General features: G+C 43.0%; 13 protein-coding genes and 1 riboswitch. Of the genes, 6 read left to right on the top strand and 7 right to left on the bottom strand.

What is annotated here, in order from left to right:
* Window positions 1–125 precede the first annotated feature (125 nt).
* The 6 genes from QE417_RS16035 to QE417_RS16010 all read left to right on the top strand — a co-directional run bounded on the left by QE417_RS16035 (window position 126) and on the right by QE417_RS16010 (window position 8418).
* Window positions 126–863 (top strand): Bax inhibitor-1/YccA family protein, encoded by a 738-nt coding sequence (locus QE417_RS16035; RefSeq protein ID WP_311951477.1) that lies wholly within the window; start codon window positions 126–128, stop codon window positions 861–863.
* 158 nt (window positions 864–1021) lie between these two features.
* The gene (locus QE417_RS16030) at window positions 1022–1702 is read left to right on the top strand and encodes an OmpW/AlkL family protein (RefSeq protein ID WP_311951476.1); all 681 of its coding nucleotides are present in this window, start codon (window positions 1022–1024) and stop codon (window positions 1700–1702) included.
* A 107-nt stretch (window positions 1703–1809) separates the two neighbouring features.
* A riboswitch (SAM riboswitch) is annotated at window positions 1810–1922 on the top strand.
* Window positions 1923–2074: 152 nt separating this feature from the next.
* Entirely contained in the window at window positions 2075–5749 is a 3675-nt protein-coding gene (gene metH / locus QE417_RS16025) for a methionine synthase (protein ID WP_311951475.1), read from the top strand.
* Window positions 5750–5789: 40 nt separating this feature from the next.
* Window positions 5790–6143, top strand: coding sequence for a four helix bundle protein (locus tag QE417_RS16020; protein ID WP_311951474.1), 354 nt, complete (start codon window positions 5790–5792; stop codon window positions 6141–6143).
* A 24-nt stretch (window positions 6144–6167) separates the two neighbouring features.
* Window positions 6168–7124 carry a methylenetetrahydrofolate reductase [NAD(P)H] gene (metF, locus tag QE417_RS16015; RefSeq protein ID WP_311951473.1) on the top strand — a complete coding sequence of 319 codons (957 nt, stop codon included), beginning with the start codon at window positions 6168–6170 and terminating at the stop codon, window positions 7122–7124.
* Between the two features lie 64 nt (window positions 7125–7188).
* The gene (locus tag QE417_RS16010; protein ID WP_311951472.1) at window positions 7189–8418 is read left to right on the top strand and encodes a hypothetical protein; all 1230 of its coding nucleotides are present in this window, start codon (window positions 7189–7191) and stop codon (window positions 8416–8418) included.
* A 3-nt stretch (window positions 8419–8421) separates the two neighbouring features.
* On the opposite strand, the gene QE417_RS16005 is transcribed toward QE417_RS16010, so the two are convergent.
* The 7 genes from QE417_RS16005 to QE417_RS15975 all read right to left on the bottom strand — a co-directional run bounded on the left by QE417_RS16005 (window position 8422) and on the right by QE417_RS15975 (window position 17468).
* Entirely contained in the window at window positions 8422–9078 is a 657-nt protein-coding gene (locus QE417_RS16005) for an HAD family hydrolase (RefSeq protein WP_311951471.1), read from the bottom strand.
* Between the two features lie 43 nt (window positions 9079–9121).
* Window positions 9122–9904: a hypothetical protein gene (locus tag QE417_RS16000; protein ID WP_311951470.1), complete on the bottom strand. Its 783-nt coding sequence runs from the start codon at window positions 9902–9904 to the stop codon at window positions 9122–9124.
* A gap of 618 nt (window positions 9905–10522) precedes the next feature.
* Window positions 10523–11128 carry a lipoprotein signal peptidase gene (locus QE417_RS15995; protein ID WP_311951469.1) on the bottom strand — a complete coding sequence of 202 codons (606 nt, stop codon included), beginning with the start codon at window positions 11126–11128 and terminating at the stop codon, window positions 10523–10525.
* 6 nt (window positions 11129–11134) lie between these two features.
* The gene (locus QE417_RS15990) at window positions 11135–11521 is read right to left on the bottom strand and encodes a TraR/DksA family transcriptional regulator (RefSeq protein ID WP_311951468.1); all 387 of its coding nucleotides are present in this window, start codon (window positions 11519–11521) and stop codon (window positions 11135–11137) included.
* The gene (gene ileS, locus QE417_RS15985; protein ID WP_311951467.1) at window positions 11521–14913 is read right to left on the bottom strand and encodes an isoleucine--tRNA ligase; all 3393 of its coding nucleotides are present in this window, start codon (window positions 14911–14913) and stop codon (window positions 11521–11523) included. Before ileS ends, QE417_RS15990 begins: the two co-directional genes overlap by 1 nt.
* A gap of 264 nt (window positions 14914–15177) precedes the next feature.
* The gene (locus tag QE417_RS15980; protein WP_311951466.1) at window positions 15178–16887 is read right to left on the bottom strand and encodes a hypothetical protein; all 1710 of its coding nucleotides are present in this window, start codon (window positions 16885–16887) and stop codon (window positions 15178–15180) included.
* Complete coding sequence (locus tag QE417_RS15975; protein WP_311951465.1) at window positions 16884–17468, bottom strand: RNA polymerase sigma factor; 585 nt, start codon at window positions 17466–17468, stop codon at window positions 16884–16886. Before QE417_RS15975 ends, QE417_RS15980 begins: the two co-directional genes overlap by 4 nt.
* Window positions 17469–17544 lie beyond the last annotated feature (76 nt).

Genomic DNA, 17544 nt, shown 5'->3' with positions numbered 1-17544 from the left:
TATATTTTTAAGGTAACCATAACCCTATGCAAACTAAAATAAATACACACCTTTTCACGTTGTATTATTAGTCAAAAAGGTATAATCTTGTATCATTATCTTATCAGTGTGACTAATTATTAAAAATGGAAAACAATAATTTTAATTATCAATACAAGAATGTAGTACAGCTCGATGAAAATGCTTCATCGCGTAAATTCATTGCCAATGTGTTTATGTGGATGTTTGTGGCATTGGGTGTATCTGCTTTTGTTGCTTACTTATTTGCTACCAATCAGCAATACACAAACTTACTGCTCGACCCTGTTACCGGTGGCCGCACAGGCTTGGGCACCATTGTTATGTTTGCGCCTATTGTTTTTGTAATTGCCATGTCTTTTGGCATTAACAAGTTTTCGGCACCGGTGCTTACCCTGCTGTTTCTTTTGTTTGCTGTGCTTATGGGTGCCGGTTTAAGCTTTGTGCTAATGGTGTATACCCAATCGTCGGTGGTAGGCGTGTTTATTACGGCATCGGCAGTGTTTGGCATCATGGCTGTGGCTGGTTATACTACCAACCAGGACTTGACAAAATTTGGCTCACTCATGATAATGGGCCTAATGGGCATGGTTATCGCATCATTGGTGAACATGTTTATTCAAAGCCCGGGCATGAACAAGGCTTTAAGCTATATAGGTGTGGCCGTGTTTGTGGGCTTAACCGCTTATGATGTGCAAAAGCTAAAACGCATTGGCGCAGGTTTAGAATACGGCATGGCTGATGCTAAAAAGATGGCCATTATGGGTGCATTAACCCTATACCTCGATTTTATTAACCTGTTTTTATCATTATTAAGAATATTTGGTGGCCGCCGCGGCGATTAATATTAAACCCTTACTTCAATATAACAAAGCTGCCTTTAGGGGTGGCTTTTGTTGTTTATAGGCATCAATGATGAGTATCATTCTTGTACATGCCCCCAATCAAGAATAAGGTAAATGCTGCCCGATACATTTGAAACATAATTTGATTCAACTGTATTATGAAAAATCTACTCTTATCTTTTTTGCTACTTATGGGTTTTACCAGTTTTGCTCAGCAAAAACATGAATGGAATATACGGCTTAGAGGCATAGGCGTTATACCGTCCGAAAGTGCCGAAATAGGCGTTATAGGCGGCGATGCCAAAATCAGCAACACTTTTGTACCCGAATTAGACTTTACCTACTTTTTTGCCAAAAATTTCTCGGCCGAACTTATTTTGGCAACCACCCGGCATAAGGTAAGCACGAAGGCATCAAACCTGAGTGCTATAGGCGGAGCAGCACAAGCTGATGTTGATTTGGGTAAAGTATGGCTGCTGCCTCCAACCCTAACCTTGCAATACCATTTACCAACAGGCTCATTTGTAAAACCATATATTGGTGCAGGCGCAAACTACACTATATTTTACAATGCTGATAAAGGACCCGTTGTACAGGATATATCATACCAAAACAAATTTGCCTTTGCCGCACAGCTCGGCGTTGATTTTGACATCAGCAAAAGTATGTTCATCAACCTCGATGTTAAAAAGATCTTTCTTTCAACAGATGTTTCGGTTGATGCATCTAACTTAACGCCTGCTGGCAGCCCTGCCCTGGCTCCTGTTTTAAGAAATATTAATGCCGATGTAAAAATTAACCCCTGGGTTGTTGGCATAGGACTTGGATACCGGTTTTAAGCTACATCACTTATGTATTAAGCCGTTTCATAAAATTATGAAACGGCTTTTGTGCATAATACCTCTGCTGCTATTGCAATTCACACCGTTATTTTGCAAATTTGTACCGCTTATAGAGAAAGATGGAGGGACTGGACCCTGCGAAGTCTTAGCAACCTGTACTTACAAGGTGCTACAATCTACTTAAAATCGTACTGTAAGGTTTTAAGACGGATAAGCGAGAGTCAAATTCCAACACACCGACTTTTCGATATAAGCTGTTTTAGTTAGTACTTAGTAGTAAGTACAAAGTATTAAGACTATACAGCTTTATACTTTGTATATCAATGAATATTGCTTACTACTTTTTACTTACTACTTTCTTACTAAGCAATGGACATTAGAGAACAACTACAAAAACGCATATTGATAATTGACGGCGCCATGGGTACCATGATTCAGCGCTATCAATTGACGGAGGAGGATTTTCGCGGAGAGCGTTTTAAAGATCACCCGAGTGATTTAAAAGGCAATAACGACCTTTTAAATCTTACCCGTCCTGATGTGATTAAAGCCATACATGCCGAGTACCTGGATGCCGGGGCCGACATTATTGAAACAAATACCTTCAGTACCCAGCGCATATCACTGGCCGATTACCATATGGAAGAGCTGGGTTATGAACTTAGTTTTGAGGGTGCCCGTTTAGCCCGTGAGGTTGCTGATGTTTATACCCAAAATAACCCTGATAAGCCCCGCTATGTAGCCGGTGCCGTTGGCCCAACTAACCGTACGGCCTCGTTATCTCCCGATGTAAATGACCCGGGTTACCGCGCGGTAACATTTGATAATTTGGCCGAAGCTTATTATGAGCAGATACGCGGTTTGGTTGACGGTGGATCGCACCTGTTACTTATTGAAACCATATTTGATACGCTGAATGCCAAGGCGGCTTTGTTTGCCGCACAGCGTTATGCCGAAGAAAGCGGCAAAAACCTACCCATCATGATTTCGGGTACCATTACCGATGCTTCGGGCCGCACCCTTTCGGGGCAAACGGTGGAGGCTTTCTGGAATTCGGTGCGCCACGCTAACCTACTATCGGTTGGTTTAAACTGTGCTTTGGGTGCGCGCGAAATGCGCCCCTATTTAGAGGAACTCTCTGATAAAGCCAACGTATTTATATCAGCCTATCCTAACGCCGGTTTACCTAACGAATTTGGCGCATACGACGAAACCCCGCACGAAACGGCGCACCAGGTTGACGATTTTATGCAGGCCGGACTGGTAAACATAGTAGGCGGATGCTGCGGTACTACACCCGAGCACATTAAATGTATTGCCGATCGCGCAGCCAAATATCAGCCCCGCAAAAAAGCTGAGGTAGAAACCTATATGCGCCTTAGCGGCCTGGAAGCAGTTACCGTTACCCCGCTTACCAACTTTGTAAACGTGGGTGAGCGTACCAATATCACCGGTTCGCCCAAGTTTTCGAAACTGATACTGGCCGAAAACTATGAAGAAGCCCTTACCGTTGCCCGCCAGCAGGTAGAGGGCGGTGCCCAGGTTATTGATATTAACATGGATGAGGGCATGATTGATTCGGAAGCGGTGATGGTGAAATTCCTGAACCTGGTTGCCTCCGAGCCTGACATTGCCAAGTTGCCTATCATGGTCGATTCATCGAAATGGTCGGTTATAGAGGCTGGTTTGAAATGCTTGCAAGGAAAAGGTATTGTAAATTCTATATCGCTTAAAGAAGGTGAAGAAAAGTTTAAAGAATATGCCCGCAAAATATTAAGCTATGGAGCTGCTACGGTTGTAATGGCGTTTGACGAGCAAGGCCAGGCTGATAATTATGAACGCCGGGTTGAAATATGCAAACGCTCATATGATATTTTGGTTAACGAAATTGGCTTCCCTCCCGAAGATATTATTTTCGACCCCAACATCCTTACCGTAGCCACCGGTTTAGAGGAGCATAATAATTATGCGGTAGATTTTATTAAAGCCACCCGCTGGATAAAACAAAACCTGCCCCATGCCAAAGTGAGCGGCGGGGTAAGTAATATTTCGTTCTCTTTCCGTGGTAACAATGTGGTGCGCGAGGCTATGCACTCGGCATTTTTATACCACGCCATAAAGGCGGGTATGGATATGGGCATTGTAAACGCAGGTATGCTCGAGGTTTACGAGGAAATACCTAAAGAATTGCTCGAACTGGTAGAAGACGTGTTGTTAAACCGCCGCCCCGATGCCACCGAGCGTTTGGTAGAATATGCCGACACGGTTAAAAGAAAAGGCAAAGAAATAGTACGCGACGAAGCCTGGCGCAACGAGCCGGTGCAAAAGCGACTGTCGCATGCGCTGGTTAAAGGTATTGTGGAGTACATTGATGCCGACGTGGAAGAAGCGCGGGTGCAATATGCCCGTACGCTGGAAGTAATTGAAGGCCCGCTGATGGACGGCATGAACATAGTAGGCGACCTGTTTGGAGCCGGTAAAATGTTCTTGCCACAAGTGGTAAAATCGGCCAGGGTAATGAAAAAGGCTGTAGCTTATTTACTACCGTTCATCGAAGCCGAAAAGCTATTAAATGCTGATGCCAACCAGCGCAGCAATGCCGGTAAAATATTGATGGCCACCGTTAAAGGCGATGTACATGATATTGGTAAAAACATTGTTGGCGTAGTACTGGCCTGTAACAACTTCGAGATCATTGACCTTGGGGTGATGGTGCCGGCACAAAAAATTATTGAAGCAGCCAAGGAGCATAACGTAGACATTATTGGGCTTAGCGGTTTAATTACCCCATCGCTTGATGAAATGGTACATTTTGCCAAAGAAATGGAGCGCCAAGGCTTTACCATTCCGTTAATTGTGGGCGGGGCTACTACTTCACGTATTCACGCAGCAGTGAAAATTGCGCCTAATTATTCGGGCGCAGCCATCCATGTGCTGGATGCATCGCGCAGCGTAACCGTTTGCAGCACTTTAATGAGCAAAGAAAACCGCGATGAGTATATTCAAGGTATTAAAGCCGAATACGAAAAAGCCCGTGAAGCTCACCTGAATAAACGAAACGACAAACGCTTCCTGAGTTTAGAGGAAGCCCGCGCCAATAAGTTTCAACTAAATTTAGACGGAGCGGTGGCTTGCAAACCATCATTCACCGGCACAAAGGTTTTCGAAGCTTATCCGCTGAAAGAACTGGTGCCTTATATTGATTGGACACCGTTTTTTCATACCTGGGAGCTACGCGGCAGCTATCCTAAAATATTAACCGATAAAAACGTTGGGGTTGAAGCCACCAAGCTATTTGACGATGCGAAGGCTTTATTAAATAAAGTAATTGATGAAAACCTGCTTCAAGCCAACGGCGTTATAGGTTTTTGGCCGGCTAACAGCGTGGGAGACGACATTGAGTTGTATGCTGATGAAAGCCGCACGCAATTGCTAACCCGCATACATACGCTACGCCAACAAGCCGAAAAAGCCAAAGGTGAGCCCTACTATGCCCTGTCTGACTTTATTGCACCTAAAGAAACCGGCGTGCCCGATTACTTTGGCGGCTTTGCCGTAACCACCGGTATTGGTTGTGATGAACTGGTTGCCGAATACGAGGCCGACCACGATGATTACAACAGCATCATGATCAAAGCCATAGCCGACCGCCTTGCCGAAGCCTTTGCCGAAAAAATGCATGAACTGGTTCGTCGCGAATACTGGGGTTATGCTAAAGACGAGCAATTAAGCAACGAGGACTTAATTAAGGAACAATACCAGGGCATTCGCCCGGCACCGGGCTACCCCGCTTGCCCCGAGCATACCGAAAAGGTAACGCTGTTTGATTTGCTTAAAGCTGAAGATAAAGCCCACATGCACCTTACCGAAAGCATGGCCATGCTGCCAACGGCATCAGTAAGCGGGTTCTATTTTTCGCACCCGGATAGCCGTTATTTTGGTTTGGGCAAAATTGGCAAAGACCAGATTGAGGATTATGCACAGCGTAAAAGCATGTCGGTAGAAACGGTGGAAAGATGGTTAGGGCCGAATTTGAATTATTGATGTTAGTAAAAAGTAGTAAGTACTTAGTATAAAGACTAAAATGCATAATTTCAGAGAGCTCAAAGTATGGCAAGCCGGAATTCAAATATGTAAATCTATTTATCAGGTTGCTCATATCTTTCCGGCAACAGAAAGATATGGATTAACATCTCAAATTACCAGGTCGGCGGTTTCTATCCCATCTAATATTGCAGAGGGTTGCGGCCGTAAATCAGGTAAAGAGTTTCAGCATTTCCTCAGTATTGCTTTAGGTTCAGCATACGAATTAGAAACACAAATTATTATAGCCAATGAATTAAGCTATATTCCGGACGAACAATTAAAACAACTAACCATTCAAATTACCGAGATACAGAAAATGTTAAGTGGATTAAGAAATACTCTTTCTACTTAGTACTTACTACTTTTTACTAAACCAATGAAAATCACCGATCACATAGCCAACGCACAAGGCAAAACACTTTTTTCTTTCGAACTACTGCCTCCCATTAAGGGGCAAAGCATGGATGGTATTTACAAAGCCATAGACCCATTGATGGAGTTTAAACCGCCGTTTATTGATGTGACCTCATCACGCGAGGATCTGTTTTACAAGGAAAGCCCTGATGGTATTATTCAAAAGGCAACATACCGTAAGCGCCCGGGTACGGTGGCGGTATGTGCGGCAATTCAGCATAAATATAAGGTTGATACGGTTCCGCACTTAATTTGCGGGGGCTTTACCAAAGAGGAAACCGAGTATGCGCTCATCGACTTGCAGTTTTTAGGCATTGATAATGTATTGGTACTCCGTGGAGATGCCCGCAAAACCGATTCGGGTTTTATACCAACCCCCGGCGGTCACTGCTATGCTACTGAACTGTTGGAACAGGTAACCAACATGAACAACGGTATTTATTTGCACGAGTATCAGGATTCATCGTACAAAACCGATTTTTGTATAGGCGTGGCGGCTTATCCCGAAAAACATTTTGAAGCGCCCAACCTGAAAACCGATTTCAGGTACCTCAAACAAAAGGTTGATGGCGGTGCTAAATTCATCGTTACCCAAATGTTTTTTGATAACACTAAATACAAGGCCTTTGTGAACCTTTGTCGCGAAAATGGTATTAATGTGCCTATTATTCCGGGCTTAAAACCTATTACTACTGCTAAACAACTCATCAATCTGCCCAAAATATTTCATATTGATATGCCGGAGGATTTATGTGATGCCGTGCAAGCCTGTAAAAATGATAAAGAAGTTAAAGAAGTGGGCATTGAATGGATGATTAACCAATGTAAAGAGCTGATTGATTTTGGCGTACCTGTGCTTCACTTTTATACCATGGGTAACCCCGAGCCTACCAAGCGTATTGCACAGGCTATTTTTTAACATATTGTTTGATCATATAAACATTGGCGTTATCTTCGGTGCAGGATAACGCCTTTTCTTTATCATGAAAACTTTCAGACTTTTAGTTGCGCTGCTTTTAGCTCTACCTGCAGCTATTTATGCACAATCAAACTTTAAACCTGCCTACATTTTAAAGCTAAACGGCGATACATTAAAGGGCTACATCAATTACAGAGAGTGGAATATAACTCCAGAAAATATTGAGTTTAAACCTTCTTTGAGCAGTAAAAGTATTACCAAATTTCAGCCTTCTCAAATTTCAGGCTTCGGTATTAACAATATTGATAGATACATCAGCTACATGGGCCGTATAAGTGCCGATAATAATATATTTCCGGAGCTACCTTCACAGTTGGATACTACCACAAAGCTTGATACTGTTTTTTTGCATTTGAGCTACACAGGCAAGCCACTAAGTTTATTAAGCCAACGCGACAATCAAAAGTACAGGTATTTTGTACAGGAAAATAACGGCCCCATTACCGAACTGAAAATGCATCAATATTATAATGAGTCAAGCCAGTTATCAACCGCTAACCCTTATATTGATGTATTGTATCAACTATCCAATAAATACAACCCTACTGCAAAAAACATAAATCTAAATATCCAAAAAACAGATTTTGTACAATCTGATATAGTAAGAATTATCAAAATTATTAATAGCGACAGAAGCAAAAATACGCCGAGTATGATAGGTACAAAGTTTTTTGCCGGGGTGATTATGAGTCGCATTACAACCGAATTCAAGGGAAATTTTGACTTCAGTGGCATTCCTTCCACTTCCTACTTTCCGCGTATAACTGGCGGAATAGATCTTTTTACAAATAAGTATACTCAAAAACTCATTTGGCGTGGTGAATTAACTTTTTCCATGCTTAAAGCATCCTTCAAATTAAATAATAAACAATATCCACGTGAATATGCTATAAACCAGTTTTCGGCAAGCCTTACTCCGCAAGTTTTATACAGTTTTTATAATACCGATAATTTTAAATTTTACATGGGTGCCGGGATCGGGCTTAATTTATCTACATATCCAAAAAACACTTACACTGAATTTTCAGAACCTAAGGCATCGGTACAAGATGATTACCTTGCCCACCTTTTAACTTATTGGACAAATGTGAATATTAGGGCAGGCTTTATTTTATACAAAAAATTTGACATAAACCTTCTTTACTTACCGCCAATTACCTATTCAAATCAATTGTATTTCAGTGTAAGCAGTACCGTATATGGCCTTGGGGTAAATTACCGCTTTGGTAAATAGCACTTATAAAATATCCAGGCTTTTCAGCTCCTTTTCCAGTTGTGCTGCATTGATAAAATGAATACTATTAATCCCCATCTTCTCGGCGGCTATAATATTGCGTTTGTTATCATCAATAAACAAAGCTTCCTCAGGCTTAATGCTATAGCGGTCTAATAAAAGCTGATAAAATACAGGTTCGGGTTTGCGCATTTTTTCGAGGCCCGAAATTACCATGCCGTCAAACCAATCTAAAAACTCAAACTGGCTAAAGGCTATCTCCATCGTTTCGGCCGACCAGTTGCTGAGGGCATATATCTTATACTTGCCACTTTCTTTTAACTGCCTGAATATTTCGGGAGTGCCATCAATGGGGCCATTCAGCATTTCAACCCAGCGGCCGTAAAAGACCCTGATATTTTCTTCATGCTCGGGAAATTGCTTCACCCGCAGTTCGGTTCCTTCGGCCAGGGCACGGCCTCCGTCTTGTTCTTCGTTCCAATCGTTGGTACAAATATTTTCTAAAAACCAGTCGCGTTGCGCAGGTTCGGTAAATATTTTATTGTAAAGGTGATGTGGGTGCCAGTCAATTAAAACTGCGCCCAGGTCGAAGATGATCGTATTAATAGCCATAGGTAAAGCGTAAAAAGCCGCTCTGCCTTTGTTAAGCAGAGCGGCCAATATTAGTAATTATTAACTTGCCGTAAGCAGGTAATAGCAAATTTTATTGGTATGTGTATTTAATGTTGCTAACAGTTGGGTTAGCCTGGCCCGGTACGGTAACTTTCTTTTGGGCAGTAACTGGATATGCATTGTTATTGTAGGTATAGGTGTAAGTAGTGGTTTGATTTAAAGCACCATCTTCATCAAACTCGGTTTGTTTAACCGGGTTATGTTTTGATGCCAGGCTGAAAGCGATCTGGTAAACATCGCCAAGTGCCAGTAATGGGTTGTTTTTATCATCGTACTCAAACGTAGTAGAGCCGCTTATTACAAAGGTTTCGGTTGCCATGTTCCAGCCATAGTCGGTTTCCTTTTTAATATCGCCATTGGCATAGTACTCGTAAACGGTTTTGGCAAAGTTTACAGAATTTCCCTGCAGGTTGTGCGATACCACTACGTTATTAACGGTGCCATTTACATAGTTGATTTTGATTTGGCCAAACTTGGTGGTACCAGCATATAGCTCGGCTATATCCAATTTATTATTAGCATAGATGAATTTTGTGCTCCCCTCAGCCGTTGTTGCCGTGGTTGGATGATTGGCATCGTAAGCGATTTGGATGGTTTCTTCGCCATCGGTACCTTTTGAAGTTATTTTATCAACCTTTCCGGCAGCATTGTAGCCAAACGAGGTATATTCACTTGCCGATTCCTCTATTTTGACAAGTTTGGCTCCACCATTATCGGGTGTTTTTTCATTATCTTTTTTACAAGATGTGGTTAATAAAGCTGCCGAAGCTAAAGTAATTGTTAAGAAGCGATTGAAAATTGTAAATGGTTTCATAAAATTTAATTGTGATTTGATTGAAAATTTGTTTGTTAATAATTTGACCGTACAAAAATTGTAAGCAATACCTTTCCCGGGTTATGCTAAAGCATTACCTAAAATTGTTATACCGATCAGGTTGTTTGTTAGCTAAGAGCGGATCGTCTTAGCATCTCCCCGCAGGGAGGGTGTTTGGGCGCCGGGGTTGGCCGGCGCACTAACTGGTGATATAGGTTGTAGATTTAGTGACATTGTGAACTGTGATTTGGTTGAAATACTTTTAATAACAGAGCAAAGACGTAAGTACTAACATATTTGTTACAGGCAGTCAAATTATTTTTTCTCAGCCTTTATAAATGCTTTGCCTTGTCATTAAAAGCACCTTATAGAGTAGGGCAGCCAACTAAAGGTTTAATTATACATAGTTTTTTTCTTAAAAAATCTATAACTTCTTGATTTTCAAAATATATTAATATAGGAAAAGATAACCTAGAACCATATTACCTTTGCGCCAATCCCAAGAAGTAGAAAATTTAGTCGCTTATTGTAAAATAAAAAAAGCCGCTCAAATTGAGCGGCTTTTTTTATTTCTAAGAAATATACACTTGCATATTAGCGCATCTGAACATTTAAAATTTATTCTTCAACAACCTCGCTATTAGGGCTGCTGGCTACTTCTTCCTCCTTTTTAAAATACTTATTCTGAAAAATAAGTATCAGGATAACGCCTACCGAAATGGCCGAATCGGCCAGGTTAAATATAGGCTGGAAGAAAATGAACGGATCGCCGCCTACTTTAGGCACCCAGGTTGGGTAATGCCCTCTGATGAGCGGAAAATAGAACATATCTACTACGCGGCCCTGAAATATAGGGGCATAACCGTATATAATGCCGTAAAAAGTAGAATCGATAATATTACCCAACGCACCTGCAAAAATTAGGGCTACGCAAAGGATAAGACCGCGATTGTGTTTATGCTTTATTAAATAATACAAGCCGTAACCTATACCTCCAACAGCAACAATACGGAACAGGGTTAAAGCCAGTTTACCGGCAACACCACCCAACTCCCAGCCAAAGGCCATACCATTGTTCTCGGTGTAAAGCAACATGCCCCTATCGCCCAAAAAATGAATTTCCTGGCCCATGTACATGTTGCCGCGTACCCATATTTTAATGAGCTGATCGGCCAGTACCACCAAAAAAGCTAAAAGGAAAGGTTTTAAGTACGATGCCTTCATGTATAATTACTGCTTCAGTTTGGCTTCCATGCTCAGGGTAGTATGCGGCACGGCACGCAGGCGCTCCTTTTGTATCAACTTACCTGTTTCGCGGCAAATGCCATAAGTTTTGGTCTCGATGCGTACTAAAGCGGCCTCCAACTGCTCAATAAACTTCTTTTGACGAGCAGCTAATTGATTAATTTGCTCTTTTTCTAAAGTAGCAGATCCATCTTCTAAAGTTTTATAGGTGCCTGCAGTATCATCAGTACCGTTAGTGTTTGGGTTACTTAATGATGATGCAAGTGCGTTCAGCTCTTCGCGTGCAATACGTATTTTGTCTAAGATAAGGTCTTTAAACTCTTGTAACTCAGCGTCAGAATATCTGGTTTTTTCAGTTTGTGGTGTGCTCATTATATTTTACTTATAGAAATAATTACTTCGTTTTCGTCAATAGTTGTTTTCTCGCCATCATTCAGCAAACTGTCTACTGTTATATCCGCAGCCAAAATTTCGGCGCAAATATAGGTCTTGTTTTTATCTAAAGCTTCGGCAATTACTATAGGGCAATTCAGGCGTACGTTAATTTTATCGGTAACATCAAAATTGCTGTTCTTACGCAGGTTTTGTATACGGTTGATCAGTTCGCGCGATATACCTTCCTGTTTCAGGTCTTCGGTTAGGGTAACATCTAAGGCTACTGTTAGTTTGCCTAAATTAGCAACCTGCCACCCCGGAACGTCTTCGGCAGTTATTTCAACCTCTGTAGCAAGTATAATGTATTTATTATCTAATACGGCAATCTCACCATCATTTTCCAATTTGGCAATATCATCCTGGGTAAAGTTGGTAATGGCATCGGCCACGGCCTTCATATCTTTACCCACTTTTTGACCTAATGCCTTAAAGTTTGGCTTTATTTTACGCTTGATAAAACCGGCTGTATCGGTAATATACTCAATGGCCTTAATATTGGTTTCCGACAGGATCAGCTCCTTAACGGCTTCCACCTGGTGCTCAAAGTTTTTATCGAGTATGGGCAACAATATCTTGCTCAAAGGCTGGCGCACGTTGATGCCCACCTTTTTACGTAACGATAAGGTTAACGATGATATATCTTGCGCCAGTTGCATACGCTCTTCCAGTTCCTTGTCAACTATTTCAGATTGATAGACAGGGAAATTGGTCAAGTGTACCGACTCGAATTGCTCTTTACCGGTAGCGGTGTTTAAATCGTTATACAAACGCTCGGCAAAAAACGGCGCAATGGGCGACATGAGTTTGGCTATGGTAACTAAACAGGTATAAAGTGTTTGGTAAGCCGATGTTTTATCTTCCGAATTGTCTGACTTCCAGAAACGGCGGCGGCTCAGGCGTACGTACCAGTTGCTCAGGTGGGCATCCACATAATCCTGAATAGCGCGGGCTGCTTTGGTAGGCTCAAAATCGGCATAAAAACCATCAACCTCCTGGGTTAAGGTGTTTAATAACGATAAAATCCAACGGTCAATTTCGGGGCGTTGGCTCAGTTCTATTTCGGGTGCGCTGTAATCAAACATATCGATGTTGGCGTAAAGCGAAAAGAACGAGTAGGTGTTATATAAAGTACCGAAGAATTTACGACGAACCTCGTCTAACCCCTCGATATTGAATTTAAGGTTATCCCATGGCGATGCATTGCTGATCATGTACCAGCGGGCGGCATCGGCACCGTATTGTTCAATAGTTTCAAACGGATCGACAGCGTTGCCTAAACGTTTCGACATTTTGTTGCCGTTTTTATCGAGCACCAAACCGTTTGATACCACGTTTTTAAATGCAATACCGCGGTTGCCTACTTTTTCATTTACGGCTTTTACCTCGTCGCTGGCCTCGCTTAGCATAACGGCAATGGCGTGCAGGGTAAAAAACCAGCCACGGGTTTGGTCAACACCCTCAGCAATAAAATCGGCCGGGTAGGCATCGGCAAACTGCTCTTTGTTCTCGAACGGGAAATGCCATTGTGCATACGGCATAGCACCCGAATCAAACCAAACGTCGATCAGATCGGGCTCGCGCAGCATTTTTTTACCGTTGGCCGAAACCAATATCACATCATCCACATACGGGCGGTGCATATCGGCCAAACGGAAACCTGCGGGCATAAACCCTGCGGCAATAGAAGCGTCAATTTCTTTGTTCAGTTCTTCAACCGAACCTATACATTTTTCCTCGGTACCGTTCTCCTCGCGCCAGATGGGCAGCGGGGTACCCCAGTAGCGTGAACGCGATAAGTTCCAGTCAACCAGGTTTTCTAACCAGTTACCAAAACGACCGGTACCGGTAGCTTCGGGTTTCCAGTTGATGGTTTTGTTTAGTTCGATAAGCTTATCCTTAACGGCAGTGGTTTTAATAAACCAGCTATCGAGCGGGTAGTACAAAATTGGCTCATCGGTACGCCACGAGTGTGGGTAACTGTGCTCGTATCTTTGTACGTTGAATGCCTTGTTATCTTCTTTCAGCTTAATAGAGATGAGCACGTCGGTTGGTTTAAAACCGGGTTCTTCGCGCTCTTCCTTGCTATAATATTCTTCTTTTACGTAACGGCCGGCGTAATCAATCACCTCGTCAACAAAACGTCCTTGTTTATTTACCAAGGGCACTTCCTTGCCTGTTTCGTCTAACACCATCACCGATGGTACGTTGTTTTCTTTACAGGCCCTAAAGTCATCCGCACCAAAAACCGATGCGGTGTGTACGATACCCGTACCATCGCCCGTTGTCACAAAATCGGCCGGGATAACGCGGAATGCATTTTTCTCCAGCTCCTCATTGGTAACGTATGGCATTAACTGGTGATAGCGTAAGCCAATCAGCTCTGAACCTTTAAATTCGGCTTTAACTGTCCACGGAATAACTTTATCACCTTCTTTATAATCCTCGAACGAAGCATTTTCGCCTTCGGCTTTAAAGTATTTACCTACCAGTGCTTTGGCCAAAACCACGCTTACCGGTTTGTAGGTATATGGGTTAAAGGTGGATATTTTAACATAGTCAATATCCTCGCCAACGGCCAGGGCACAGTTTGATGGCAGTGTCCAGGGCGTAGTTGTCCAGGCCAGTATAACGGTATCTTCTTCGGCTTCGCTAAACAGGGTTGAGATGAGCGGGTGCTGCTGATCATTCTTTAAATGAAACTGCGCCGTAATGGTGGTATCCTTCACCATTTTGTAGGTACCCGGCTGGTTAAGCTCATGAGAACTTAGCCCCGTACCCGATTTTGGCGAGTACGGTTGTACCGTGTAACCTTTATACAACCAGCCTTTGTTGTAAAGCTGCTTTAAGATCCACCAAAGGGTTTCAATATAATCGTTTTCGTAGGTAATGTAGGGGTTATCCAAATCAACCCAGTAGCCCATTTTGAGGGTAAGGTCATTCCAAACATCGGTATAACGCATTACCTCCTTGCGGCAGGCCTGGTTATAATCATCTACCGAAATGCTTTTGCCAATATCATCCTTGGTTATGCCTAACGACTTTTCAACCGCCAGCTCGATAGGCAGGCCGTGGGTGTCCCAACCGCCTTTACGCTTAACCTGGTAGCCTTTTAAGGTTTTGTAGCGGCAAAATATATCTTTAATAGACCGTGCCATGGCATGGTGAATGCCGGGCATACCATTGGCCGATGGCGGCCCTTCGTAAAATGTATAGGGGTTTGAGGCAGGGCGACTACTGATGCTTTTTTCGAAAATGCCGTTCTCTTTCCAGAACTCGAGTACATCCTTGCCTATCTGTGATAAATTTAACTGTTTATATTCCTTGTACATCAGTGGTTTCCACAAAAATTAAGAGGTGCAAAAATACGGATTTTTAAAGTAATAATTTAGTTTTTAGCACAGTAAATAGAATTTACTTTGACCAATACCTGTATAACGCTCTTCGCTCCTGATCCCTCACTCCCCCTTATGCTACTCTCCGATTTTCTATTCTGAAAACCGCGAAATTACCCCATTTTTCCGCGGTGTTCAATTTAGTTGAACGGGTTGAACACTGACAAGATCCTGTCAGTACCTGAATTTTACTGATGAATATTATTTCGCCCCCGGCTGCTTTTTAGCCCCCTGATCAAACCAGTAAGTTACACCAACCTGAAAAGGGTGATACGAGCCGGAATAATTGCCCAAAGGATTGTTAACCTGGTATGGAGGCAGGGCCAGGTACCGGGCATCAATACTCAAGTTTTTAAAGTTAAGGCTAACCCCGCCGGTAAAACCCAGGCTTACCTTACCCGCCAATACCGACTTGCTAACCGCAGTATCAATACTTTTTGTGCGCCTAAGTGTATCACTAAAACTGCCCACCGACCCCAATGTATAACTTGCACTGCCTGAGCTACCGGCAAAGTTAATAACCGCCCCGGCTTTGATACTAATGAGATCACTCACTTTATAAGTAAGGTTAAACGGCACTTGTATGGCGCTTATCTTACGCTCTTCGGTAATGGTGAATGCAGCGGCCGAATCGGGCTGGAAAAAGCTGGGATGCTTATAGCTGCCACTAATTTTGCTGCCACTGGTTAGCCGTAAGCCCGCACCAATAAGCAGGCGATTGGTAAGGGCATAATCGGCCGCTATCCCAACATACCAACCGGCACCATTGTTCAGGTTAAGGCCTGCTTCCAAACCCCAGTTATACAAAGGCGTATTAAACTCTTTAGGTACTTTGTTTTTAGGCGGCTTTGCACTGGCTGGTTTGTTATTAGCCAGTTCATTCACACTGCTATTGACAGCCTTACCCGGCTTATCTTCGGCTACAAGCAGCGAATTGTTAAACTCCACTTTTCCTGAGGCATCTTTTGGAATATATAATACCGGGGAACTGGCAGTGGTGGGTAAACCACTAAAATTCAACGACGCACTAATATAATTGTTAAGCTCTTTGGGTATTTCAGCCTTATACCGGTTGGCAACAGCATTAATTTTTTGATCATGCTCCCAAACTGCTTTAATACCGCCATTACTTAACGTTCCGTTATTTTTGATGCGGGTTGAGTTATTCCTCCCCGAATGAATACTGCCGTTTGCCAACTTAGTCAAATAGGCTAACGGCACGCGGCTATTGCCTCTTTTATCGGCAGCTTTATAGTTCGATGGAAATGCGCCATTATCTATTCTTTTATGAGTTGCAGTTGAATGGTCAGGGCCATGAGGGCTATTGCCACCCGAAGTAATTGGCTTACCTTTTAATGATGCTTTTTCCGCTGTTCCGTTCTTGCCCAACAGCACATCGCCACCGGTAACTGTTTTACCCGGGGTAGATTTATTAATGCTTTCAGTAGTCCCGTTTTCAGGGATCGGTAAACTATTATTCTTTGCATTATCGGCATAAGCAACTACTGTATCAGCATGATTATTACCGGCCGTATCAGCGCCCATGCGCTCCGCAGCCACTGTATTATCGGTTATAAAACCTTTTTCACGATTTACAGAATCCGCCTTTAAATGATATTCTTTTTGTTTGCCGGGCTTTAAGGCTATTTTTTGCCTGGCAGGAGGTTTTACCACAAACCAGGTGGCGGCACCAACCATAGCGGCAGCGGGTAGCACATAAGCCGCCATGCTTACAATTTTTGCCACAATTGATTTAGCCGCCGCAGGGGAAGCTCCAGGCACCCCGCTTACAGGCAGGTGCGCATCCAGCATTTGCTGCATGTTTGCCCACGCGGCACCGGCATCGCCTTTAACAGGCAATTTATTCAGCTTGTTACGCCAAAGTTTATTATACCATGCTGAACTTTTCATTGGGCCTTACGGGGGTTTTCAGTAGGTGTAACTTTTGTTTGTTTGGGCTGAAGCAGCGTGCGCAATTGCTTTTTTGCCTCAGATAAATGCCAGCGCGATGTACTTTCGGTAATGTGCAACTGTTCGGCTATTTCGTGGTGCGCATACCCATCCAGCACCGAAAGGTTGAACACCAATTGTGTTGCAGCGGGTAGCGTCCTTATGGCTATGAGCAAGTCTTCTACATATAGTTTATCTAACACTTCCGGCGCTACAAAAGCCTCATCGCCCAGTTCATCTGTACTTGTAATCTCGTTAAAACGTGCCTCCTTGCGTCCAAGGTCAATACAGGTGTTAACCATAATAGCATGTATCCAGGCTCCGGGTTCGCCTTTTTGCTCATTAAAGCCGCCTATATTTTGAAATACTTTTAAAAACCCAGCATTTAAAGCCTCCTGCGCCAGCTCGTCGCTTTTTAAATAACGGTAGCACAACCGCAGCATATCGGTATAAAAAAGCTTGTATAAAGCCTCCTGGTCCGGGCGCTTATTGGCCTTGCAGCCCTTTATAACGGCGGGCAGTTTTTTAGTAAAGAGGCTCATTAAGATGATTAAAACAACAAGGCATATAGCAATAGCTACTATACCTTACGTAAGCCGAAGGCAAAACGCTGGGCAA

Origin of the sequence: Mucilaginibacter terrae, from assembly GCF_031951985.1 — a bacterium.
GTDB lineage: Bacteria > Bacteroidota > Bacteroidia > Sphingobacteriales > Sphingobacteriaceae > Mucilaginibacter > Mucilaginibacter terrae_A.
Note: the sequence above shows the minus strand (reverse complement) of the source record. Positions and strands in the feature narration are given on the sequence as shown.